16 protein-coding genes are annotated in these 23,007 nt (G+C 50.0%); 7 read left to right on the forward strand and 9 right to left on the reverse strand.

Annotated features, from left to right (window positions below):
• Nucleotides 1–60: 60 nt before the first annotated feature.
• Entirely contained in the window at nt 61–1,080 is a 1,020-nt protein-coding gene (locus ACSYSY_RS01950; protein ID WP_491708198.1) for a DNA-directed RNA polymerase subunit alpha, read from the forward strand.
• A gap of 44 nt (nt 1,081–1,124) precedes the next feature.
• A complete protein-coding gene (rplQ, locus tag ACSYSY_RS01955) occupies nt 1,125–1,541 on the forward strand; it encodes a 50S ribosomal protein L17 (RefSeq protein WP_491707651.1) in 417 nt (138 codons plus the stop codon).
• Between the two features lie 320 nt (nt 1,542–1,861).
• On the opposite strand, the gene ACSYSY_RS01960 is transcribed toward rplQ, so the two are convergent.
• From ACSYSY_RS01960 to ACSYSY_RS01975, 4 genes are read right to left on the reverse strand one after another with little or no spacing between them, the layout of a single operon-like run.
• Entirely contained in the window at nt 1,862–3,343 is a 1,482-nt protein-coding gene (locus tag ACSYSY_RS01960) for an efflux transporter outer membrane subunit (protein ID WP_491707652.1), read from the reverse strand.
• A 60-nt stretch (nt 3,344–3,403) separates the two neighbouring features.
• On the reverse strand, nt 3,404–6,685 hold the full coding sequence (locus ACSYSY_RS01965; RefSeq protein WP_491707653.1) for an efflux RND transporter permease subunit: 3,282 nt from the start codon (nt 6,683–6,685) through the stop codon (nt 3,404–3,406).
• Nucleotides 6,682–9,864: an efflux RND transporter permease subunit gene (locus ACSYSY_RS01970; protein WP_491707654.1), complete on the reverse strand. Its 3,183-nt coding sequence runs from the start codon at nt 9,862–9,864 to the stop codon at nt 6,682–6,684. Before ACSYSY_RS01970 ends, ACSYSY_RS01965 begins: the two co-directional genes overlap by 4 nt.
• A gap of 37 nt (nt 9,865–9,901) precedes the next feature.
• Nucleotides 9,902–10,972, reverse strand: coding sequence for an efflux RND transporter periplasmic adaptor subunit (locus tag ACSYSY_RS01975; RefSeq protein WP_491707655.1), 1,071 nt, complete (start codon nt 10,970–10,972; stop codon nt 9,902–9,904).
• A 443-nt stretch (nt 10,973–11,415) separates the two neighbouring features.
• Between ACSYSY_RS01975 and ACSYSY_RS01980 the strand changes: the two genes are divergently transcribed.
• The 4 genes from ACSYSY_RS01980 (at nt 11,416) to ACSYSY_RS01995 (ending at nt 14,583) form a co-directional block, all read left to right on the forward strand.
• A complete protein-coding gene (locus tag ACSYSY_RS01980) occupies nt 11,416–11,700 on the forward strand; it encodes a CsbD family protein (protein WP_491707656.1) in 285 nt (94 codons plus the stop codon).
• Between the two features lie 236 nt (nt 11,701–11,936).
• Nucleotides 11,937–12,704: a DUF4339 domain-containing protein gene (locus ACSYSY_RS01985; protein ID WP_491707657.1), complete on the forward strand. Its 768-nt coding sequence runs from the start codon at nt 11,937–11,939 to the stop codon at nt 12,702–12,704.
• A gap of 158 nt (nt 12,705–12,862) precedes the next feature.
• A complete protein-coding gene (gene rnhB, locus ACSYSY_RS01990) occupies nt 12,863–13,501 on the forward strand; it encodes a ribonuclease HII (RefSeq protein ID WP_491707658.1) in 639 nt (212 codons plus the stop codon).
• The gene (locus ACSYSY_RS01995) at nt 13,498–14,583 is read left to right on the forward strand and encodes a site-specific DNA-methyltransferase (protein WP_491707659.1); all 1,086 of its coding nucleotides are present in this window, start codon (nt 13,498–13,500) and stop codon (nt 14,581–14,583) included. Before rnhB ends, ACSYSY_RS01995 begins: the two co-directional genes overlap by 4 nt.
• A gap of 26 nt (nt 14,584–14,609) precedes the next feature.
• Here the strand turns inward: ACSYSY_RS01995 and ACSYSY_RS02000 are convergent, their stop codons facing one another.
• From ACSYSY_RS02000 to ACSYSY_RS02020, 5 genes are all read right to left on the reverse strand, one after another.
• Entirely contained in the window at nt 14,610–15,308 is a 699-nt protein-coding gene (locus tag ACSYSY_RS02000; protein ID WP_491707660.1) for an ankyrin repeat domain-containing protein, read from the reverse strand.
• A gap of 72 nt (nt 15,309–15,380) precedes the next feature.
• The gene (locus ACSYSY_RS02005; protein WP_491707661.1) at nt 15,381–17,468 is read right to left on the reverse strand and encodes a VWA domain-containing protein; all 2,088 of its coding nucleotides are present in this window, start codon (nt 17,466–17,468) and stop codon (nt 15,381–15,383) included.
• Entirely contained in the window at nt 17,465–20,242 is a 2,778-nt protein-coding gene (locus ACSYSY_RS02010; RefSeq protein ID WP_491707662.1) for a DUF4159 domain-containing protein, read from the reverse strand. The genes ACSYSY_RS02005 and ACSYSY_RS02010 overlap by 4 nt, the downstream gene beginning before the upstream one ends.
• Entirely contained in the window at nt 20,239–21,132 is an 894-nt protein-coding gene (locus ACSYSY_RS02015; protein WP_491707663.1) for a DUF58 domain-containing protein, read from the reverse strand. The genes ACSYSY_RS02010 and ACSYSY_RS02015 overlap by 4 nt, the downstream gene beginning before the upstream one ends.
• Nucleotides 21,133–21,149: 17 nt before the next feature.
• Nucleotides 21,150–22,178 (reverse strand): AAA family ATPase, encoded by a 1,029-nt coding sequence (locus ACSYSY_RS02020; RefSeq protein WP_491707664.1) that lies wholly within the window; start codon nt 22,176–22,178, stop codon nt 21,150–21,152.
• Between the two features lie 227 nt (nt 22,179–22,405).
• On the opposite strand from ACSYSY_RS02020, the gene ACSYSY_RS02025 reads away from it, so the two are divergent.
• On the forward strand, nt 22,406–22,996 hold the full coding sequence (locus ACSYSY_RS02025; RefSeq protein ID WP_491707665.1) for a DUF1285 domain-containing protein: 591 nt from the start codon (nt 22,406–22,408) through the stop codon (nt 22,994–22,996).
• Nucleotides 22,997–23,007: the final 11 nt, after the last annotated feature.

The following is a 23,007-nucleotide window of genomic DNA, read 5'->3' on the forward strand; positions in this document are numbered from 1 at the left end:
GTGCGGGCCAGGCACCACCTTAATTTTAAGGTGGGCTTCGTTGTTTGAAAGGCCATGACCTTGGTTCTCCAGAAAAACTGGCAGTCCCTCATCAAACCGGAGAAGCTTGAAGTCGAGCCCGGCCCGGTTCCCTCCCGTATTGCAACAGTCATTGTAGAACCACTGGAACGTGGTTTTGGCCTGACAATGGGCAATGCGCTTCGCCGTATTCTTTTGTCCTCCTTGCAGGGGTCTGCTGTTACCGCCATTCAGATTGACGGTGTGCTTCATGAGTTCGCCTCAGTTGCTGGTGTTCGTGAAGATGTCACTGACATTATTCTGAACGTCAAACAGCTTGCCATCAAGATGCACGGAGAGGGACCAAAGCGTATGGTTCTGACCGCGACGGGGCCCGGAGAGGTTAAGGCAAGTCAGATACAGACAGGGCATGATATTGAAATCATGAACCCGGATCTTGTGATTTGTACTCTTGATGACGATGTTAAATTCGGCATGGAGTTTACGGTTGATTCCGGGAAAGGCTATGTTCCTGCTTCAGCAAACCGGCTTGAAGATGCTCCAATCGGTCTGATTCCGATTGATGCGATCTATTCTCCTGTATCTCGCGTTTCATACAAGGTTGATCCGACACGTGTCGGGCAGGTGACTGACTATGACAAGCTGCGTCTCACTGTCGAGACAAATGGCGTTGTCACACCTGAGGATGCTTTGGCTTTAGCTGCGCGTATTCTGCAGGATCAGCTTCAGCTTTTCATTAATTTTGATGAGCCACGTCCTGTTCAGCAGGAAGAGACAGAAGATGACCTACCATTCAGCCGCAATCTTCTTCGCAAGGTTGATGAGCTGGAGCTTTCGGTCCGTAGTGCGAACTGCCTGAAAAATGACAATATCGTTTATATTGGCGATCTTGTTCAGAAAACAGAGCAGGAAATGCTTCGTACGCCGAACTTCGGTCGTAAGTCACTTAATGAGATCAAGGAAGTGCTGACAGGTATGGGACTTTCACTGGGTATGAGTGTACCTGAGTGGCCCCCTGAAAGTATTGAAGATCTCGCTCGTCGTCTTGATGAGACATTCTGACAAGCCTCAGCTGGGAAGCTTTGGGTAAGGATTAGGAATAAAAAATGCGTCATAATCTAAGCGGACGTAAGTTAAACGTAACGTCAACTCACCGGGCGGCAATGTTTCGCAATATGGCTGTTGCCCTGCTCAAACATGAGCAGATCACAACAACTCTGCCGAAAGCGAAAGAGCTGCGCCCTGTTGCTGAAAAGTTGATCACATTGGGCAAGCGTGGCGACCTTCATGCTCGCCGCCAGGCTTATTCACTTTTGCGTGATGATGCCATTGTCGCAAAGTTGTTCTCTGCTCTGAAAGATCGTTATAGCAGCCGCAATGGTGGCTATACACGTATCCTGAAAGCAGGTGTGCGCTATGGTGATAATGCTGACATGGCTGTCATTGAACTCGTAGAGCGTGATATCGAAGCTAAAGGCAAAGATAGCGGCCCGGTACAGGTTCCTGCTGAAGAAGCGGCTTGAGCTTTTTCTCATAAAAGCAGATAATAAAGGGACGGCATTACTGTGTCGTCCCTTTTTTATTGAGGCGAATTATTTTCGTTCAGCATGAAAGATTAGTGTGATGAGTGATTTTCAGAAAGATACTTGTTGTCCGATGACTGGAGAAAAGAAGTGCCTGGTTAAGGACATGGTTAACGATCATCCCTGGTTGTGGGTTGGCGCCCTGTTTGTTGTAGGGATTTTCCTGGGCCGTCATCGCTGCCGCCGGAATAAAGCCAAAAAAAGCTAAGAGCCCTTTTTGGCTTGGACTGATACCCATCGTGTAACGCGCCTGACGGGTATCAGTTTTTATCTTTTTGTATAAAGCCGGGAAGGAAAGGATTGTCCCGCTGAAGCGAATCCTTGCTCGGCAGGTTGTTGACACTCCAGCCACCACCCAGGTCGGTTATAAGACGAATTTCAGATAAGATACGTTGTTGCTGGATCTGTAATTTGGTTTCTTCATACTGAAGGGCTGTCTGTTGGGCAGCGATCACCGTTGTATAAATCTGAGTGCCGGCCAGATATTCGTTCATAGAGACACGGATGGCTTCCTGGGCACTTTTAAGGGCCATATTCTGATAGCTCATCTGGTCCGCTAAATAATGCAGGTTTGATAACTGGTCTTCCGTATCCTGTAAGGCGGATAATACGGTCTGTCTGTATGAGGCGACGGCATTGTCGTAATCGGCTTCTGCTTCACGCACAGCGGCTGTTCTGGCACCCCCGGCAAAAAGTGTTTCACTGGCTCCTGCGCCAAGAGACCAGGTCCTCATAGCGGTCTGAATAAGTTTATTTAAGGGATTGCCGCTATAACCGTAGCTCGCGTTAAGAGTGAATTCCGGGTAGAAACTGCCAATTCTATAGCCGATTTCAGCATTATAGCTTTCCATCTGACGTTCCGCCTGGGCGATATCCGGACGCCGTTGCAGCAGGATTGAAGGAACAGCTTCAGGAGGGGGCGGCACTGTTGAAGGTAATGGTGCCTCAGGCAAGGTGAGGTCAGCTGGTGGGCGTCCTGTTAATACGGCAATAGCATGTTCATATTGAGCACGTGTGACATGGGCATTGGCTAGGCTTGCTTGTGTGGATTGCAATTGATAGCGCGCCTGAAGGACGCTGGTGGGATCTGCCACGCCAGCAGCAAGCTGGTTTTCCAGAATATCAAGATTATGCTGGTAAAGGCCGACATTCCGTCTGAAGAGGGCAATCAGACTGTCCTGATATCGTAAATTAAAATACTCCGTGCCGAGTTCCAACTCGTAGGAGAGGCGCATATTGGCAAGGAGTGCTGCACTGGCTTGTGCCGCTGTGACCTGTTGCTGGACCTGGCGCCGTATGGCCCCCCAGACATCGACAGTCCAGCTTGCACTAGGCCCTGTGGTCCATGTATTGGTCGCGAGGTTTTTCGTATAGCTGTTTCCGTTACTATCAGGAAGAACGGTGCCTTTTCCATTACGGTTAAAGGTAAACTGGCTATTTAGGGTTGGGAAAAGATTGGCCCTGACGGAGTCAATCATGGCACGTGCCTGGCGGTATTGGGCTTCATATTGCTTGAGTGATTGATTGGAATGATCCACGCGGTCTTCCAGATCATTCAAGGTAGGATCATTGAAAATCAGCCACCATTTCCCCTTTGGAATCGCCGCCATATCCGGGCGCCCTTTGACCCAGCCTTGCGGGGGCGGGGCTTCTTTAAAACGCTCGGAAATAATGGCTTTTGGGCGGTGATAGGTTGGTCCCACCATGCATCCTGTCAGGGCAGGAAGTAAGGGGCAAAACATTAAAAAACTGCGAAATGATAGACGAGACACGTAATAAATTCCCAGGACTAAAGAAAAGGATCACGTAACAGAGAAACGATTAAGAAGCTTTCGACACCATTTTGTTGAAAAAATACTGAAACGTTCAAGATAAAGATAGATAACGGGTGTCGTATAAAGGGTCAGAAGCTGACTGAGACAGAGACCTCCTAAAATGGAGAGGCCAAGCGGGTGGCGCATTTCTGTGCCATAACCATGGCCGAGCAGAAGTGGCACAGCTCCGAATGCAGCAGCCAGAGAGGTCATGAGAATGGGGCGAAACCGTAAAAGACTTGCTTTCAGAATGGCATCATAGGGAGGGGTTCCCTTTTTCTTTTCAAGAAGAGCAAAATCAACCAGCATGATGGCATTCTTTTTAACAATACCAATGAGCAGAATGATACCGACCAGGGTCAGGAGGGAAAAGGGCTCCCCACAGAAGAAGACGGCGATGAGCGCCCCTACGCCGGCAGAGGGAAGAGTTGAAAGAATGGTCAGAGGATGGATCAGACTTTCATAAAGAACCCCCAGAACGACATAAATAGCTGCCAGGGCCCCGGCAATCAAAAGGGGCTCCTGATTAACGGTTTTTTTGAACTGGGCCAGATTTCCGGCAAAACTACCCTGAATTGATTGGGGAATATGCAAGCTGACCAGCGTTTTTTCAATCGCCTCTATCGCTGTGCCGATTGTTGTGCCTGGTGCCAGGTTGAACGAAATGGTTGTTGAGACAAATTGCCCCTGATGATTGACAGCCAGTGGTGTGCTGACTGTTTTAACGTGGCCCAGCAGAAGCAAGGGGATCATATTTTCCCGTGCGGTTGTAACGGCGGCTCCGTTTGATGCTGATTTTCCCCCTGCCAGGGAATTGGCCATGGCATTCCGGTAGGAAAGTTCGCTTTGGCTTAACGTGGATTTATTATTGTTTACGGATCTGACGCGCAGATTATTGGACGCTGTGCCGCCCTGCGCGGTCCCGCCGGAAACACTGACCCACATCTGTTTGAGGAACACAGGGCTGCGCTGAAAAGAAGGAGCAGCCTCCATGACGATATGATATTGATTGAGCTTTCCGTAAATGATGGAAGCTGTTCGCTGGCCGAAAGCATCATATAAAGCCTGGCTTGCCAGTTGTGGTGTGACTTTATACCGTGCCTCAACATCCCGGTTCAGGAAAAGCATGGCACTATTGCTGTTTTCAATATCCGTTGTGATATCAGTCAGAAAAGGGAGCTGAGAGAGGCCATTCACAACTCTGGGGGTCCATTCGGCAAGATCCTCGGCAGAACTGCTCTGAAGACTATATTGGTAGGCACCATCAGAAGAGCGGGCCCCTCCGCCGATAGCGGGGGGAAGGTGCAATCTCAGACGCGCACCGGCATAATGGGAGAAGTGCCTGTTCAGACGGTCAATCGTCGTATCAATGATGTCCTTGCGTGTCTGGCGGGGGCGTAAGGCAATGAAGAAATCTGAAGCATTTGTCGTGTCGCGGCCAATTCTTGTAACGACACTCTGAATATCGGGGTCGTGACGTAACTCCCGCTGGATTTTGTCCGTCATTGAAGACAGTGCCTGAAAGGAAATGGACTGGTCGGCAACCAGCCTGCCCATAATCAGTCCCTGATCCTCTTTGGGAAAAAGTTCTTTCGGGAGTGTGATGAAGAGCAGAACGGCGATGAGAATTGTCAGTGGCAGAGAAAGGGCAACAAGGCGTGAATGATGAAGCGCTTTTGTGAGAGAACGCTCATAAAGTGCCAGAAGTTTGTCGAAACAGACCGTCAGATGGGATTGAAGCGTGAGTAGATAACCTGTCGAAACGTGATCGCTGACAGAGGCGCCTTTTGCTTTGTCTTTCATGAAATAGGCGCTCATCATGGGGGTCAGACTCAGAGAGAGCAGGAGAGAGAGCGACAGGGCAATAATGATTGTAATGGCGAATTCATGAAAAAATTGCCCCGTCAGACCGTCCATAAGCAGAATGGGAAGGAAAACGACAATCAGGGAGAGCGTGATTGAAATAACGGTGAACGCGACTTCTCCCGCTCCCATAATAGAGGCCTTGTGTGGAGAAAGACCTTTCTCCCGATAGCGCGTGATATTTTCCAGAACGACAATGGCATCATCAACAATAAAACCGGTTGCAATCGTTAGCGCCATGAGGGAAAGCGTATCAAGCTGATATCCTCCGAGGTACATCACCCCGAATGTTCCTATTGTGGCAAGCGGCACGATAAGAGCGGGAATGAGGGTCATTCTGAGGTCATGGAGGAAGGCCAGAACGACAATAACGACCAGCAGCACAGACAGAAGCAGGGTTTTCTCTGTATCATCTAAAGCAGCACGAATGGAGTTGGAGCGATCCAGCTTGATTGTAAGCTCGCTATTGCCGGGTAGACTGGCATTAATAGTGGGGAGGCGCGCTTTGATCTGGTCAATGGTCTTGATGATATTGGCACCACTTTCGGCGAAGACGGCACAGATAATCGCCGGTTGTCCATCAGCGAAACCAGCCTGTCTGATGTCTTCGGAACTATCCACAATTTCAGCCACGTCTGAAAGCCGGACGGGTTGGTTATTGCGATAGGCAATAATCAGGTCATGATAGGCTTTGGCTTTCGAGACCTGATCATTCGTTGCAATGGTGAAGCGATGCCCTTCCAGTGTGATAAACCCTTTGGGTGTATGGGCATTGGCAGAGGCAAGCGCTGCGCGAATATCTTCGAAACCAATCCCGTAGCGGAAGAGCCTTAAAGGGTTGATTTCAACACGCACTGCCGGGAGGGCGCTCCCGCCTATGACGACATTGCCAACGCCCTGCACCTGGCTTAACCCGGTCATGATGATGTTATTAGCAAAATCAAAAAGCTGTTGCGGTGTGCGCGTGCTGGAATGAAGTGTGAGAATAAGAATAGGGGGGCCGTTGGCATTCGCCTTTTTATATTTGGGGTCCTGCCGCAGGCTGGTTGGCAGATCCTGCCGCGCGGCCCTCAAAGCGGCCTGAACGTCACGGGCGGCACCATTTATATCGCGTGAGAGTTCAAATTGCAGGAGAATATGAGCCTGCGTTGCTGTTGAATGGGAGGTAATTTCCCTGATCCCGGCAATGGCTCCAAGATGGCGCTCAAGAGGACCGGCAACCGTACTGGCAATTTCGGAAGGAGAACCACCTGGCTGGGTGGCCGTCACCATAATAACCGGGAAATCCACATTAGGAAGATCTGCGACCGGGAGGAGCCTGTATCCTAGTAATCCTCCCAGAAATATTGCCAGGGCAAGCAGTGTGGTCCCTACAGGACGATGAACGAAAAAGCTTATGAGCTTCACGAAGGTTCAGTTTCATGATGAGAGACAGCTGTCCCGGGCAGATTGAGGCGCGTTTTGACCCAACGGGCCAGTCTCTCCATAAAGAGGTACATGACAGGCGTCGTAAAAAGCGTAAGAAGTTGTGACAAAGTCAGTCCACAAACGATGGCCACGCCAAGAGGGCGGCGTAGCTCCGCACCTGTTCCCGTCGATAACATCAGAGGCAAGGCACCAAATAGGGCGGCTAATGTTGTCATCATGATCGGACGGAAACGAAGCAAGGCCGCTTTATGAATGGATTCCTGCGGTGAGAGATTTTCATGCCGTTCTGCCGTGAGGGCGAAGTCAATCATCATGATGGCATTTTTCTTGACGATGCCAATCAGAAGGACGATGCCGATAATCCCCATAATATCGAGCGGCATGTTGAAAATATATAAGCCCAGCAATGCCCCAATTGCCGCTGAAGGCAGGGTGGAAAGGATGGTTATGGGATGAATGAAGCTCTCATAAAGCATTCCCAGAATGATATAGACAGCAACAACTGCCGCGACCACCAGAGCCAGTTCATGCCCCATTGATGTCTGGAAAGCCGCCGCCGTTCCCTGAAAACTGGTCTGGAAGCTGGCAGGCAGTCCAATTTTATCTCTCGTCTGTTCGATCGCACTTGTGGCATCTCCCAGGGCGTAACCCGGTGTGACGTTAAAAGAAATGGTTGCGGCCGGGAATTGACCGAAATGAGTGATCAGCAGAGGTGACGTAGTGCGGCTCAGCTGCGTGACCTGTAAAAGCGGTACAAGTCCTGAGGTCGGTTTTCTGGTAGGGCCTGAGGTGCTGCTGCCTGCCTCAGATGAGATCCCTGGCAGGTAAAGCTGTGACAGGCTGCTTATATCCTTTTGCAGGCGCGGCTTCGCTTCCAGAATAACCCGGTACTGGTTGGCCTGAGTATAGATCGTGGAAACCTGTCTTTGGCCAAAACTGTCATAAAGAGCGTTATCAACGGTTTGAGGGGTGATGGAGTAACGGGCCCCATTCGTGCGGTCCAATGTTAGCATGGCTGTCAAACCATCTGATTGCTGGTCGGATGTTGTGCCTGCAATAGAGGGTTGCTGTTTTAAGACGTCCATAAAACGGGGCAGCCAGGTTTTGAAGGAGTCATAATCAGGCGTCTCGAGCACAAATTGATAGCGCATGGCTGAGACTGTTGAATCAAGGGAAATATCCTGCACAGGCTGGACATAAAGCTTTGTGCCAACCAGATCATGCCCGACCTCGTCCAGCCTGTGTAGGATGGCAGTGAGAGAGGAAGTGCGTTTTTCCCTTGGTTTCAGATTAATCAGGAAACGCCCGACATTAAGCGTCATGTTCTGTCCATCAACCCCGATGAAGGAAGAAAGACTCTCTACGTCAGGGTCTTTCAACAAGCGCGCTCCCAACGCAGCCTGACGCTCTTTCATCCCCTCAAAGGAAATGCTTTGGGGCATGACGGAAACACCCTGCACAACCCCTGTATCCTGCTCAGGGAAAAAGCCTTTAGGAATGGACCAGGCCAGCACTCCGGTCAGAATGAGCGTGCCTGCGGTAACCAGTAACGTCAGGCGTTGATGACGGAAAACGACGGCCAGGGCGCGGTCATAATAAGTGATGGCCTTATGGATGAGAGAGACCATGCGCCCTGAAAAAGAATGATTGTGACCCGATAAATCTTCTGGCGTTTCTCTTTTCTCACTGAGCATCCGTGCGCACATCATGGGCACGAGCGTAATGGCAATAATGGCCGAGATAACAATCGTGATGGCCAGAGTCATGGCAAATTCATGAAAGAGGCGGCCGACAACATCACTCATAAAAAGCAGTGGGACCAGCACAGCGATCAATGAAATGGTCAGGGAGATAATGGTAAAGCCAATCTCCTGCGCTCCCTTCAAGGCGGCGCTATAGCGGTCTTCTCCGGCTTCAACGTAACGGGAAATATTTTCGATAACGACGATTGCGTCATCAACCACGAAGCCTGAAGCGATTGTCAGGGCCATCAGGGAAAGATTATCGAGTGAAAACCCCAGCAGATGCATGACCGCCAGAGTGCCGATGAGAGAAAGGGGCACTGAAAGACCCGGAATAAGGGTTGCAGGAATGTTCCAGAGGAAAAGGAAAATAACCACAATGACCAGGAAAATCGCTAGGGCGAGCTCGAACCCGACATCATGAATTGAAGCACGAATGGTCGAAGTCCGGTCGGTCAGGGGGGTGATCTCAATACCGGGAGGAAGATCCTGCTTCAGGCGGGGCAACATGGCGCGGACGTTGTCAGCAACCGAGATCACATTAGCGCCTGGCTGTCTCTGCACATTTAAAATCAGGGCTGGCTTGTTATTGGCCCAGGCAGCCAGCTGGTTATTCTCGGCATCTTCGACAACTGTTGCAACATCGCGCAAACGGATCGGCCCGTTATTCTGATAGGCAATGACCTGGTCAAGAAGCTGTTTGACAGACTGGATCTGCCCATCAATACGCAGTGAGGTGGAATGTTGGGGGCCATCAAATGTCCCAGTAGGAGAATTGACGTTCACAGTGCCGATAATCGTGCGTACTGTATCAATGGCCATCCCGTAGGAAGTAAGCTTTGGAATATTGATCTGGACGCGATATGCCTTGCGGTTTCCACCTGACAGGCTGACCAGCCCTACGCCTGAGATCTGACTGATTTTTTGTTCAAGTCGTGTATTGACGTAATCTTCAACCTCCGGAAGGGGGAGGGTGCGGGACGTAATTCCCAGCGTCAGAACGGGCGTATCCGCTGGATTGACCTTGGCGTAAATAGGGGGTGCCGGCAGGTCGTTAGGGAGCAGAGAACCAGCATTATTGATCGCTGCCTGCACTTCCTGCTCAGCGATATCAATATTCATGTCCAGCCCGAAACGCAGCGTAACGACGGAGGCCCCTCCCGATGACTGAGAGGTCATCTGATCCAGTCCAGCCATTTGCCCAAGCTGTGTTTCCAGAGGCGCCGTGACGGACGTCGCCATGACATCCGGGCTGGCGCCGGGATAAAAAGTTGAAACGGTAATGGTCGGATATTCAACTTCCGGCAGGGCAGAGATGGGGAGGAAATGGTAACCCAGCAGGCCTGCAAGTAAAATAGCCACCATCAGAAGGCTGGTTGCGACAGGACGGTTAATAAACAGGCGAGAGGGATTCACGGAGGGACGCTTTCAGTCAGGAAAAGGGGCTGGAAGATTAATGAGAGGGAGGAGCTTGTGTCGCAGCAATGGTTACCTTGCTTCCTTCTTTCAGATGGTTGATCCCATCCGTAACGACCTTTTCGTCTCCCTTGAGACCGCTGCGTATGACCGTATTCTGATCGTCAGTTTCGCCTGTTTTGACAGGACGTATTTCAATCGTGTCATCATTTTTGACAAGATAGAGAAACGTGCCATCAGGCCCTGTCTGCACAGCACTGCCAGGAACCAGAATGACATTATGAAGGGTTTTGACCAGAAGATGGGCATTGACGAACTGATTGGGGAAAAGGCGCTCATCTTCATTTGTGAAAAGACCACGCAGGCGCACGGTTCCGGTTGACGTGTCGATCTGGCTGTCAAGAGCTTTGACTGTGCCGGATGCCAGCTTTTGGGTATTATCACTGTTCCAGGCTTCAAGGGGCAGGGTTTTCTGCGTGCCAAGCTGTTCCTGCACGTCGGGAAGGTTATTCTGGGGCAAGGTGAAGATGACGGAAATAGGCTGCATCTGGGTGAGCGTTGTCAATCCGCCGGATTGTCCGACCGTGACATAATTCCCGATATCAAGTGCACGGATCCCGACGCGTCCATCAACCGGGGCGATGATGTGGCAGTAATAGAGATTCAGTTTGGCATTCTCGACATTGGCTTCATCAAATTTCACCTGCCCTTCCAGTTGTTTGACGGTATATTCCTGATCCTTGGCTGTCATGGCAGAAGTTGAATCCTGCTTGATCAATCTTTGATAGCGGGCATTATCAATCCGGGCTCGTGCCAATTGCGCACGATCAGCCTCCAATGTGCCTTCATATTGTTCAAGAGTTGCCTGGTAAGGGCGTGGGTCAATCAGTTCCAGCTCATCACCAGCTTTTACATGTTGTCCTTCTTGATAAGAGATTTTGAGAATATGGCCGTTCACGCGGGGCGTAATGGTCACATTTGCGATAGGAACGACCGTGCCTAATAATTGCAGCGTAACCGGCATGTCCCCTTTATGGGCGAGAGCGATCGCAACAGCCTGAGGATGGGCGTGATTATGACCTTTGGCCTTCTTAAAAGGGTTGTGCATAAAAAACAGCCAGCAGACAATAAAAACCAGGATAAGGCCCACCAGAATAATTTTTTTGTGGCTTTTTCTTTTCGGGGCGGGGGAAGAGACAGGATCTTGGGTCGTCATAAAAGAGTGTATGCTCCTGAAAAGGGCTTCATGATTCTGATTTATTAAAGGAGGACTATAATCGGTTCCTTAATTGATTGCACCTAAACTTGCAGGTTCGCTTTCAAGGAACTTTTTAGCGCATGAAAAGGGGATAATCAGGCGGATTACCTCTATTAATCAAGATAAAACACTTTATTTAGCGATGATTAATATCTTAATTTATGGTTACGGTAAGTTTAACTTTAGCCCTCTTGCAGTTTATACTAAAAGCCCCATATCATAAGAACTACGAGATGAGAGTTGTGGTTTGTTGGCTGTGACTTTTATCACTCATTATCAAAAAGGATTATCTCATGGTTGACTCAGTCAGTATGAAAGCAGAGGGTCTTCTTGATGAGGCCAGTGGTCGGGTAAAAGACGCTGTTGGTGGCCTGACAGGTGATCTCGGTCAGCAGATGGGTGGGAAGGCCCAGGCTTTCAGGGGGCACGCCAAACAGGAATTCTCTGATCTGTATGATGCAAATGAAACGAAACTGGAAGCAGCAACGAGCTTCATTCAGGATCGTCCGGTTGTTTCTCTGATAATTGTCAGTCTTGTCGGGTTGGTAATTGGGCGCCTACTGTTCAGAAAACGCTGAATTTTATAAGAAATTGTCTTTTGTGAAGCAGGTTTCTGAGGGTGGTAACGCTCTCAGGCCTGTTTTTTTATTTATAGGACAGATTTCCTGCTGATAATGAAGAGATCATTAAAGGATTTTGTCAGTGAGGAGAGAAAGAGGTATTTTCTCCCATGATCGCCTCACTATATAATGATAGAGATGACGGTGCTGAAGATGAAACCGCGATTGTTGGGAAACAGGATTTGAATTGATTTATGGAGTGGTATTACGAACATAATGGCCAACAGGTCGGGCCAGTGTCTCGGGCGGAAATCATCCGTTTGATTATACAAAGACGTATTCATCCCCATACACTTGTATGGACAGCTGAATTTGGTGATCAGTGGCGCCCGGCTGCAAAAGCAGGGTTGATTGCGCCTCTATCCGTTAAATTTATGACCACTGGGAACAACGCTGATCCCTCTGTCCCTGCCGAAAAAGCAGATCCTGCCAAGGTTCCCTCCGTGTGGAGCTGGTTTATTTTATTGCCCGGTTTGCTGAATTACCTGCTTTATGGGCTCGCCGTCATCAGGAAACGTGAACTTTTCGATGTCCCAAATCTGGGGATTTTCTTTATAGGTATGATCCTGATCACCGCCGTGCTTCAGGACAGAAATACGTTGAGCCGATATGGTTATCGACCACCGACGTTCCTATGGTTGCTTCTTTTGGGGTTATGTCCTCCATGCTACTTATGGTCGCGCTGCCTTATTCTGAAAAAAGGGATGGCTCAGGCGATCCTGGCGGTTATCATGTGGGCAGGTATGGCTGCTTTGGGGGGCTATTACTTATATCAGCATCCCGAGAAATTTAATTTTCAGGTTGAGCAAAGTCAGGGCGGAGACCTAAAAACTCTCCCCTGGGCGACGCATCATGAAAAGACGAAGCAGGATGAGCAGACGCCTTCAGAGAAAAGCAGTCCAGAGCAGAAAAGCCTTGAAAATAATCATGATTCATCAAACTCGGATGAGATCAGGCTTTGAGGCGTTTATTGGGTCTTTTATAACATCATGAAAAGACTCATTTTTTCTTGACTCATTAATTTTTTTCATTTTAGGCCTTCCCTTTCGATTCGATCTGATTCAAAACCTAAGCAGAGCGGTTGATGTGCCGTTGGTAACGTGATGTCTTAGGAGAGGGAATGCCAGATTACACGCTTGAATCAGCCTTTCACGGGCTTGTAGCTGGTGTGGATGAGGTGGGACGCGGCCCTCTGGCTGGTCCGGTCGTTGCCGCTGCTGTTGCTTTTAGCGCCCCCCCTGAAACTGAGCTGGCAGTATTATTGGATGATTCCAAAAAACTGACAGCCTTGAAACGTCAAAAAGCCTTTGACGCCCTCTATGAAGCCAATTACGCCTATGTGGCTCCCGGAGCCGCGTCTGTTGCTGAAATTGAAACACTCAATATCAGTGGAGCAGCGCACCTGGCCATGCGGAGGGCATTGGAGCGTCTGACCCGCTTAGTGGGAAAACCTCCTGTCATCGCTCTTGTTGACGGGAAACATGCGCCCAAAAATTTTCCTTGTCCGGTCAAAATGGTGATTAAAGGCGACGGGATCAGTCTTTCTATAGCGGCTGCGTCTATCGTGGCAAAAATCCTGCGTGACCGGCTTATGGAGCGTCTTTCAGAGCGTTACCCGGACTATGGCTGGGCGCGTAACGCAGGTTACGGCACGGCCCTCCACCGTGAAGGGTTGGAAAAGCGCGGTATCACAGCACATCATCGGCGTTCTTTTGCACCTATACGTCATTTACTTCCGCTTGAGGCTTCTTCCATATGACAAAAGATTTATTTCTTGATCAATTACTGCATGGCGAATGTATAGACGTTATGAAAGGATTGGCATCGGGTAGTGTAAACTGCATTTTTGCTGACCCTCCTTATAATCTGCAGCTCAAGGGTGAATTGCGCCGCCCTGATGAAACAGTCGTCGACGGCGTTGATGATGACTGGGACAAGTTCTCAGATTATCGTGCCTATGATGATTTCACGCGGGATTGGCTTTCTGAAGCACGAAGGCTGCTTGATAAGGATGGCACGATATGGGTGATCGGCTCCTATCACAATATTTTCAGATTAGGGACTATTTTACAGGATCTGGGATTTTGGATCCTGAATGATATTATCTGGCGCAAAGCCAACCCGATGCCCAATTTCAGGGGGCGCCGCTTTACCAATGCTCATGAAACATTGATCTGGGCGGCACGAAGTGCGCAAAGCAGATATTGTTTTAATTATCAGGCGATGAAGGCCCTGAATGACGATCTTCAAATGCGCTCCGACTGGTACTTGCCTCTCTGTACCGGAAAAGAGCGTTTACAGGATGATGCGGGGTTGAAACTTCATCCTACCCAGAAACCGGAAAGTCTGCTTCATCGCGTTTTACTGGCTTCAACCAGAGCCGATGATGTGGTTCTGGATCCATTCTGTGGAACAGGAACAACGCCTGCTGTCGCAAAGAAACTGGGACGTCATTATCTCGGGATAGAACGTCACCTGCCCTATCTGGAGGCTGCCCGCAGGCGGGTTGAAGGGGTGGAAGTGCTTCCCCCTGATAAACTGGCCATTACGCCAGCAAAGCGGGAAATGCCGCGTATTCCTTTTGGTTTCTTCGTCGAAAATGGTTCATTGCCAGCAGGAACCTATGTTTATGATCGTCAGAGACGTCTGCGGGCGTCAGTCTCTCCTGATGGCACATTGGTATCGGGAAAGCAGCGTGGCTCGATTCACAAGCTTGGGGCCCAATTGACCAATGCCCCTTCCTGTAATGGATGGACCTTCTGGTATTTCGAGAGGGAAGGAAAACTTTACCCCATAGATCTTTTAAGGCAGGAAACACACACTCTCAGGCAAACCGCCTGAGAGTTATTGAGAACACCGAAAATGTCTCAATGATGAGTGTAGTGTTTATGGGATCTGGTCTTTTTCTTCGTAACAACAGGCTGAGGGCTATAGTGTGTAGTCTGCCCGCTGTTAAAGCCTAAAAATCCTGCCCCTGGCTGCGGATAGCCACTATTACCGACATAATGAACTTTTTTAGGAGCCATTCTGGTCATATTGGCCTGTCCGCTGACAACGATTTTCCCGTTCCCTTTTTCGTCTTTCACGGTCTGATGCTCGGCAGAGGTGATGAGACGGCCATCTGGATTATAGCTTTTCATGGAAAGCAGAAGGAACATAATATCGTTACGGCCCAGATCAATCGCCAGATCAAGTGGGGTCTGATCAAGGGAATTGCGGGCATTGATATCAGCGCCGCGGCTCAGGGCTTCCTTGGTAGCGAGGCTTGAGCCTTTATTGACGGCATCAAACAAGGCGGCCGTCGGGTTGAGATCAAGCCGGGAATGGGAATTGTCTTCACCCTCCTGATCGCTTCCCGGAATAGCGGAAGGCGGAGCCGCATGCTTGGCTTTCTGCTGGTCTTCAGCGCGTTGCTGTGCGGCCATGGCATCTTGTTGAGCCTCAGCTTCATCCACAGCCTGAGCATGGGCATAATGCGGGTGATAGAAGACAGAAGCCCCGCTTACCAGAAAAGCAGCCAGAGCAGAACGGAACAGACAAGGCCTGATGGAATTGAACAAACGCATCTTCTCTTTGTAGCCTCTTCTAATGTCAGTGGCGAGTCATGAGATGAGTAAATAGGCAATAATCTTTACTGCTTAGCGTCCTTCACGCCACCAGCCAAGTGATAATAAGGGCAGGGCGAGAAGTAAAGCCAGCCAGGGGGGCAAAAGAGGGTAAAAATGGTCTGCACCTGGCAGTTTCTGTTTATGCAAAGCCAGACCAGCCCACTCACGTCCCGATGTCGTTTCATTCTCACTAACTTGCCGGATTTCTGGCACAGGATTTTGTCCCAGCCAGAAAATTCCCCCCCCTGATTCTTTGACCAGAGGTGACAGATTTAAAGCGGTGCTGCGCAGATCTTTATCTTCAGGGGTTTGAGGCGTGGTTTCAGCAATTGTGGCCGTCAGATCATTCTGTTGTATCGTCCAGATTCCGTGATCTTCCTTGTCATTTGGCGTTAATACCAACGTTCCATGCAAATGATGATGGTTACCCTGAAGGGGCGCTAGACTGACCGTGTAATTTTTCCCATCGGGGGAAAGGATAGTGGCCGTCAGGGTTTCACGTTCTGTCAGACTGTATCGATCAATCATGATTTTACGGTCTTCAAGATGAGCCTGTAGTCTTTCACCTTCGAGGTCAGGTTCCTTCATCAGCCAATGTGATAAACGACGCAGGAGTTCCTGTTGGGGCCCCCCGCCATGACTTCCTCGTGACCAGAGCCATATCTGGTCGGAAAGGAGTTGGGCCACGCGCCCCTTGCCAGCCGTATTCAGAAGGAGGAGGGGGTCATTATCATCGGTCGTTAAAAGGACAGATCCCTTGATATGGTCGGCTTTCAGAAAACGATACCATGGTCCCCATGTCTTCCCCCATGGTCCTTCCTGCTTGAGCATATTAGTGACAGGGTGAACCTGCCCCAAAGCAGAGAGTTTTGGGGTGATAAGAGCCGTTCGTGTATTATTGGGCATGACATGAGCCGGTAAGATACTGCCCAGAGAGGTATCCTGAAGGCTGCCGAGCTGTGCCAGATCCTTACCTGATATGACCAGCAACCCGCCTCCTTTAAGGACATATTGGGTGATATTATCGATATAGGATTGAGGGATCAGGTTGGAGGCATCAAACCCGTCCAGGATAATCAGATCGAACTGATTTATTTTTTCGACAAACAGGTCATGTGTTGGAAAAGGAATCAGGGCGAGCTCAGAGCTCGGTGTATCATCAGCTGATTCAGGCGAGCGCAGAATGATGAAATGAACCAGATCAACCGAAGGATCTGCTTTCAGAAGGTTGCGCCAGACACGGGCACTCGGGGTCGGAGCCCCTGAAACCAGCATGACTTTCAGGTGGTTCTGTATACCCTGAATGGAGATCACCGAGTGATTATTCCGGGTTGAAACCTCCCCCGGCAGTTCAGAAGCCGAAAGCTCTACAAGATTGGCGCCATTACGAGAAATCTTTATGGGAACGTCAATGGTCTGCCCGGACATACCTTCAGAAACCAGTTGCTGTTGGTCACTATTCTGGCGTTCATAAATTTTGGCATTTTCCCCGGTCTGGCTGCCGAGGTCTTTAATCAGCAGGCGTATATGTGCCTCTGACCCCACCATTCCATAAGGTGGTGCTGAAAGGATCTGCAAGGTGCGGTCTGTTTCTTCACCTTTGCTGGCAAGAAGCAGATGAATTGGAACGTGCTTATGTTCGAAAGAAGGGAAAGCAGCTTTAAGCGAGGAAGGAGTGTCATGATTCATACCATCAGTCAGCAAAAAGACGGCCGAAAGATCAGGATGATTCTGGGTTTCCTGTTTCAGTGTTTCAAAAAGACGCGTGTCATGGTCATTACTGTCAGAAACAACGACACGATAGGCCGTTACGCCCGGTAAGGGACGTAGCTTGTTTTCCAGCTCATCAGCGGCTTTATCAACCATTTCCTGCCTGTGGCGGAGCAGCATGGAGGGGCTGTGGTCAACAAGGATAAGAACTTCTTGCGGCTGGGTGTGAAAACTCGATTTTTGCAGACCCGGACCTGATAAAAACAGGATTATGATCCCTAGCGCCGCTATTCTGGGAATCTGTCCACGAACTCTGCCAAGCACACTCCAGAGACCAAAGAGTAAGACCAGAACAGCCAGGCAGACAAGGAGCCAGAGTGGCAGGGAAGGAGACCAGCTGAAGTTCATGGCGCGTAGGGTTCCTGACTATAGATGCCGTAATCGCTCTGTTCCTGGTCAGTCTGTGTAGCGCTATCTCCGCCAAACTTTTTCAGCATGTCTGAGTAAAAGCGCTGATCATATTTGTAATTGCCCGTAAGAGCATAAATAACGACGTTCATGCCGAAACGATAAGACTGGGCGCGTTGCTCTTCGTCATCAGGGATCGTGGCATAAAGAGTATGGTTTTTATCATCAACAGCCCAGGCATGAGCCCAGTCATTATTACCGATAATAATCGGGCTGATATCTTCGCCTTCATTGAAATGGGTCCTGGCACTATAAACACTCTCTCCCGTAACGCGGCCTGGAAAATCATGTAACAGGTAAAAAGTACGGGCCGGAAGACTCTCATTATTTATGGCCGTAAGAGGAGGAATTGTTACCTTTTGGCCAATTCGTGCCAGAACCCCCTTTATTGTGCTCAGGCTGGTCGGGTTAATGGCTGTTCCCGCGCCCATTTCATCAATGAGAAGCAAACCATTATGGGCCATATAATCATTTAACGCTGCCGCCTGACGGTCATCAATATGTGTTGAGGCAGAAAGTGGCCAGTAAATGACGGGGTAAAAAGCCAGATCATCCTGTCCGGGGTCAACGCCGCGTGGAGGGCCCAGACGGGTTGTGCTCCGTTGATTGATATAACGTGTCAGGCCGTTCAGCCCATCCTGTGAAAGCTGGTCTAAATCGGGGTCCCCTGAGAGAATAAAAGCAAGCCCCGGGTTTAATGCTTCAGGAGGAACCGGCGCCGCCTGGGCGGTATGAGAGGAAAGCCCGATAAGGCAGATAACGGCCATTCCCGTTTTCCTGAAAGGAATTCTCAAAGCGCCCGATTTTGCAATACTGAATGTTATATCGATTAAAAAAAGGATCAGGGAACAGAGAAGGAAAAAAGGCCCCAATAAGATGCGCGAAGGGCTGAAGTCCGGTTTGGTAAGCTCTCCCAATGCGGGTTCAGGAGTGAGCGGAGCTTCTGATGGAAGGAGGTTCAAGGGATTGCTGACTGATGACGTTCCATAAAAGCCGACAGGATGCTCAGCGCTGACGGTCGCACTTTCCTGCATTTTGAGAGGCATGACAAAAGGAGGAGGCGTTTTCAGTGTCCCTTCGGCAGAAAGGGTCTTCCAGGGAAGTAATAATTGTTCCATCTGGTTGGAGGAAGAGGCCGCTAAAGAGGCATTACGCGGGATGTGATTGACCAGTCTTTCCAGAATCTGCGGAAATAAACCTGACAATGGCAGATTGGACCAGTCGGCCGTCGGGGTGATATGAAAAAGGACAATGCGGCCTTTCCCTTCCTGACGCGTCGTAATAAGCGGCGTGCCGTCAGCCAGGGACGCCCAGACATGCTCTGATAAATCCTCTGATGGTTGGGCAATCAATTGACGCCTGATGGTAATATCTTTGCTGATACTCAAACCCGCGAGAGGCGTATTTTCAGGGAAAGGGGCGAGCGTCTGGGGGGCGTTCCATGACATTGTCCCACCCATGGAACGGATTTCTGACCGCAAGGGAACAGTAATCAGGGATTGTGACGATGTGTCATCTGAATTGGCGGCGGCCTTTGCCAACTCAGCTCCGGCAAAACGGATCAGGATACCACCTTTGCGGACCCAGTCTGATAGGGCTGCACGGTTCTCACTACTGCTGAGTGTCTCGTCAGAAGCAAAGATTACGGAAACAGAATGTTCCTTAAGGTGCAGGGGCGCAATATCCTGAGTTTTTGTAAAGTTCTTCAGGGCTCGTTTAATGTAGAACATATCCCCGATCAGAGGGTTATCATCACCATTCTGGCGTAATAACCCTACAGTGAGGAGGGAAGTAGGTGTTTTCAGCAGAGAAAACCCGGCAGGAGCAGGAACGTCCGAGAGAGCAACGGCATGAAGGAAAGGATAAAGTGCCGAGTCAATGGTCACGGTTTGCGGCGTATTGCTTTGGAGTGACCATTCCGTCAAAGGCGTAAAGTGCCCGTTATTATCCAACGTAAGGCCCTTTAGTGAGATTGTTCTTAACGGGCAGTGCTCCATGGTTTCAGCCATCACCCTGAGTTGCGTGTCCCGCAAAACGGCATGGAGCCCTATGAGCGAACAATCAGCCCAGCGTACATCCCTTACGTGAAGGCTGGCAGCCAGTGTCTGCTCCAGTGCCGGATCGGAAGTTTCAGCCAGACCATCAGAAAGCACGGCACTATCAGACTCTTTGAGAAAGTCACGTAAGGGACCATGCGATAATTGTGAGACCAGATGTTGCCGGTCCGAAGGCCAGAGAGAAGGCTTCAACTGGTGAATGACCGTCGTAAATTGTTGAGGATCCGTCGTTTCGAAAGGCTCGGCCCATTGCCCATTGACGCCTTTTGCACTGAGAAGAAGGATCAGTTTCCCACCCTTATGCAGGGTTTGAAGCCCCAGATGCAGGGCAGCACGCTGTCGCTGGTTCCATTGTGGCATGGCAGCCCAGCCATTATCCATAATAAGCAGGAGTTTTTGTGAAATATGCCCTTTTTGTGTGGGCGTTCTGTAAAGCCCGGCCAGACCGATGATCAGGGACGTTACGGCCAGCAGCCGTAACAGCAGAAGCCAGAATGGCGTGTGTACGGCCTTTTTCTGACGGATAGAGAGTCTCTCAAGAATGATAAGGGAAGAAAAAGGCTGGATATGAGCCCGTGGTGGTAAGGCGCGGATCAGCCACCAGAGCAGAGGCAAAACACCGAAAGCAATCAGAATCCATGGAGAAAGAAAATTCATGCCTTGTCTCCTATCAGGGTTTTTACCGCCAGGAGAGAGGGAAGAAGAGGCGTTTCAGTGTGATGAGCGTGATAGAAGACCCCCGGTAATGTCTGGCAGAGATGCGATAAAATCTGCGACTGTCTGGAAAGGAGCGTCTGATAATTTTGCTGAGCGTCCCTGGTAATGGTCAGGTCAAGAGGGGGTTCATTTTCTTCACTGGTAAATTTAAGCAGGCCTTTATAGGGGAGTGTAAACTCTGCAGGATCAAGAGTTCTGAAAAGTACCAGCCTGCCCGGCCTTATTCGGCACTCAGTGGCAAGTTTTTCCAATAAGGCATCACTCCAGAAAAAATCACTGATAATAATGATGGTAGCGTGAGCCGGAATAGTCCTGAAATCAGGAAAGTCGTGCGTAATATGATTTAAATCCAAAGCCAGTCTGGGCAGGAAATGGGAGCCATTCACAAAATGTTTCTGCCCCGCAACCGTCACAGATTCCCCGGCATGTAACGCAGCCTGTCCCAGAGCCAGGGCTGTAATCATGGCTGTTTCGTATTTGGTCGGAAGTTTTGGAGAGGAACGCCATTTCATGGAAGGAGAGGGATCGACCCAGAGGCAGAGCGGGCGAGGCATCTGTTTTTCACGTTCCTTGACCCACAGCACTGTTTCATCTGGCGATCGTGCTGATTGTTTCCAGTCGATGAGAGAGGCTGGTTCATGCGGGCTATAGGGTCTGAACTGCCAGAAATCCTCACCAGTGCCGTGTCTTTTCTGTCCATGCCGCCCTGATTGGAGCATGACGGCAAGTTTGCCCGCAGCCAGAATGAGGTCGGGCAACGCAGGAACACCCTGCTGAAGAGCCGGGCTTTTTTTGCGAATGCGATTCAGAAAAGAAACATGGCGTAACACTCAGCGTGGTACTCCGTTCAGGAAAAACGTGCCAGATGGGTCTGGATGAGCTGCGTTGCGGTTAATCCTTCTGCCTGTGCTGCAAAAGAAAGACCAAGGCGATGAGAAAGAACAGCCGGAGCAAGACTGAAAACATCATCTAGATCAGGTGAAAGTCGGCCATTTAACAAAGCGCGTGCGCGTGAAGCCATCATTAAGGCCTGGGAGGCTCGGGGGCCGGGACCATAATCAAGGGCCTGCTTTACGGCCTCAGAGGCGGTGCCATCCTGTGGGCGAAGTCCCCGCACCAATGCAAGAATTGTTTCAACGACTTTCTCACCAACGGGAAGCTTGCGCACAAGCGTTTGCGCTTTGATCAGATGTTCAGCGCTTAAAATGGTTTCAGCCTGTGGCTGCGTTGCGCCAGTTGTCATGACCAGCATATCGCGTTCAGCTTCCAGGGCAGGAAATTCCAGCGGAATTTGCAACATGAAACGGTCAAGCTGTGCTTCAGGAAGGGGGTAGGTGCCCTCCTGTTCAATAGGATTCTGCGTTGCCAGAACGTGAAAAGGACGGGGCAGGGGCCAGTTTTTCCCTCCCTGTGTCACAGTTCCCTCTGCCATGGCCTGGAGCAGGGCGGATTGTGTCCGGGGGCTTGCACGGTTGATTTCATCAGCCAGAACAAGCTGACTGAAGAGAGGACCGGGCAGAAAGCGGAATTCCCGATGACCGGTCTGATCCTGTTCAAGAATTTCGGCTCCCGTAATATCGGAAGGCATCAGGTCAGGCGTAAACTGAATGCGGGAATTTTGCAGTCCCAGAATTCTGGCACAGATATTGACCAGAAGCGTTTTGCCCAGTCCTGGTGCCCCCACCAGAAGGGCATGGCCACTCCCAAGAAGTGTTACGAGTACTTGTTCAATGACTTTTTCCTGTCCCAGGACGAATCTGCTGATTTCCGTGCTCAGAGCCTGGAGGCCCGGTGCCAGCGAGTCGACGTCATTGATGATGTCCTGTCCCTGATTCTGTAAGGGAGCCTGTAGATCGGTTACAGTCTGCTCAGTCATATGCCCTCTGGATAATATGCTGTATTCTCCGTTTTTACGCACTTGTGTCATGAATTACGAGACCAGGCACGGAAATATAGTTCTTATCCCCTTATTAAAGCCAGAATTTGGACCTATATCAAAGACGCTTAATGGGACTTTAATTCAGAAACGCCATATCAGACTGAAATTTAAGCTCAAAAAGTCGGAAATTTGATTGCCATATTGCTCATGGAAAGGAGTTGGAATTGGAGTGCGAAACGGGGGTTACCTGCTTTTCCGAAGTTAATGATGCGTCGTTGGAGCCTGACAGGAGGGAAGGAGCACAGTTAAATGAGCCGATTCTGCCCTTTCAGATCCGGCGCGATGGAGTCTGGCTGTATCGGGGCACTCCGATCCGCCGGAAAGCGGTTATCTGCCTTTTCTCTTCATTGCTTGAACGTGATGAGCGTGGTTGTTACTGGCTGCACACACCGACTGAATCGGGGTTGATTCACGTTGATGATGTTCCTTTTCTTGTGACAGAGCTGGATTTTAAAGGGTCGTGCAATCATAGCCAGACGCTATGCTTCAGAACAAATATTGATGAATTGATATGTGTAGGTCCTAAAAATCCATTATTATGTGACTGGAAACACCCTGTTAATGACGGTGCGGTTCCTTACCTGCATGTTCGCGATGGCGAGGGAGGAAAGCCGATTCTCGCACGTGTCAGCCGGGCGGTTTTATTGGAGCTGACGGCTCTGGCGACACCAGGATATGCAGAGGGGCAGGCTTGCCTGGGGGTATGGAGCCAGAAATGTTTTTTCCCGCTATCGCGTCTGTCTTCTGAAGGCTAGTCTGGACCGAC

Source organism: Aristophania sp. ESL1100 (assembly GCF_058511235.1).

Coding starts and splice junctions, on each gene's coding strand:
- rplQ (WP_491707651.1), top strand. CDS start 1,125: ATGCGTCATAATCTAAGCGGACGTAAGTTAAACGTAACGTCAACTCAC.
- ACSYSY_RS01960 (WP_491707652.1), bottom strand. CDS start 3,343: ATGTTTTGCCCCTTACTTCCTGCCCTGACAGGATGCATGGTGGGACCA.
- ACSYSY_RS01975 (WP_491707655.1), bottom strand. CDS start 10,972: ATGCACAACCCTTTTAAGAAGGCCAAAGGTCATAATCACGCCCATCCT.
- ACSYSY_RS01980 (WP_491707656.1), top strand. CDS start 11,416: ATGGTTGACTCAGTCAGTATGAAAGCAGAGGGTCTTCTTGATGAGGCC.
- ACSYSY_RS01985 (WP_491707657.1), top strand. CDS start 11,937: ATGGAGTGGTATTACGAACATAATGGCCAACAGGTCGGGCCAGTGTCT.
- rnhB (WP_491707658.1), top strand. CDS start 12,863: ATGCCAGATTACACGCTTGAATCAGCCTTTCACGGGCTTGTAGCTGGT.
- ACSYSY_RS01995 (WP_491707659.1), top strand. CDS start 13,498: ATGACAAAAGATTTATTTCTTGATCAATTACTGCATGGCGAATGTATA.
- ACSYSY_RS02000 (WP_491707660.1), bottom strand. CDS start 15,308: ATGCGTTTGTTCAATTCCATCAGGCCTTGTCTGTTCCGTTCTGCTCTG.
- ACSYSY_RS02005 (WP_491707661.1), bottom strand. CDS start 17,468: ATGAACTTCAGCTGGTCTCCTTCCCTGCCACTCTGGCTCCTTGTCTGC.
- ACSYSY_RS02010 (WP_491707662.1), bottom strand. CDS start 20,242: ATGAATTTTCTTTCTCCATGGATTCTGATTGCTTTCGGTGTTTTGCCT.
- ACSYSY_RS02020 (WP_491707664.1), bottom strand. CDS start 22,178: ATGACTGAGCAGACTGTAACCGATCTACAGGCTCCCTTACAGAATCAG.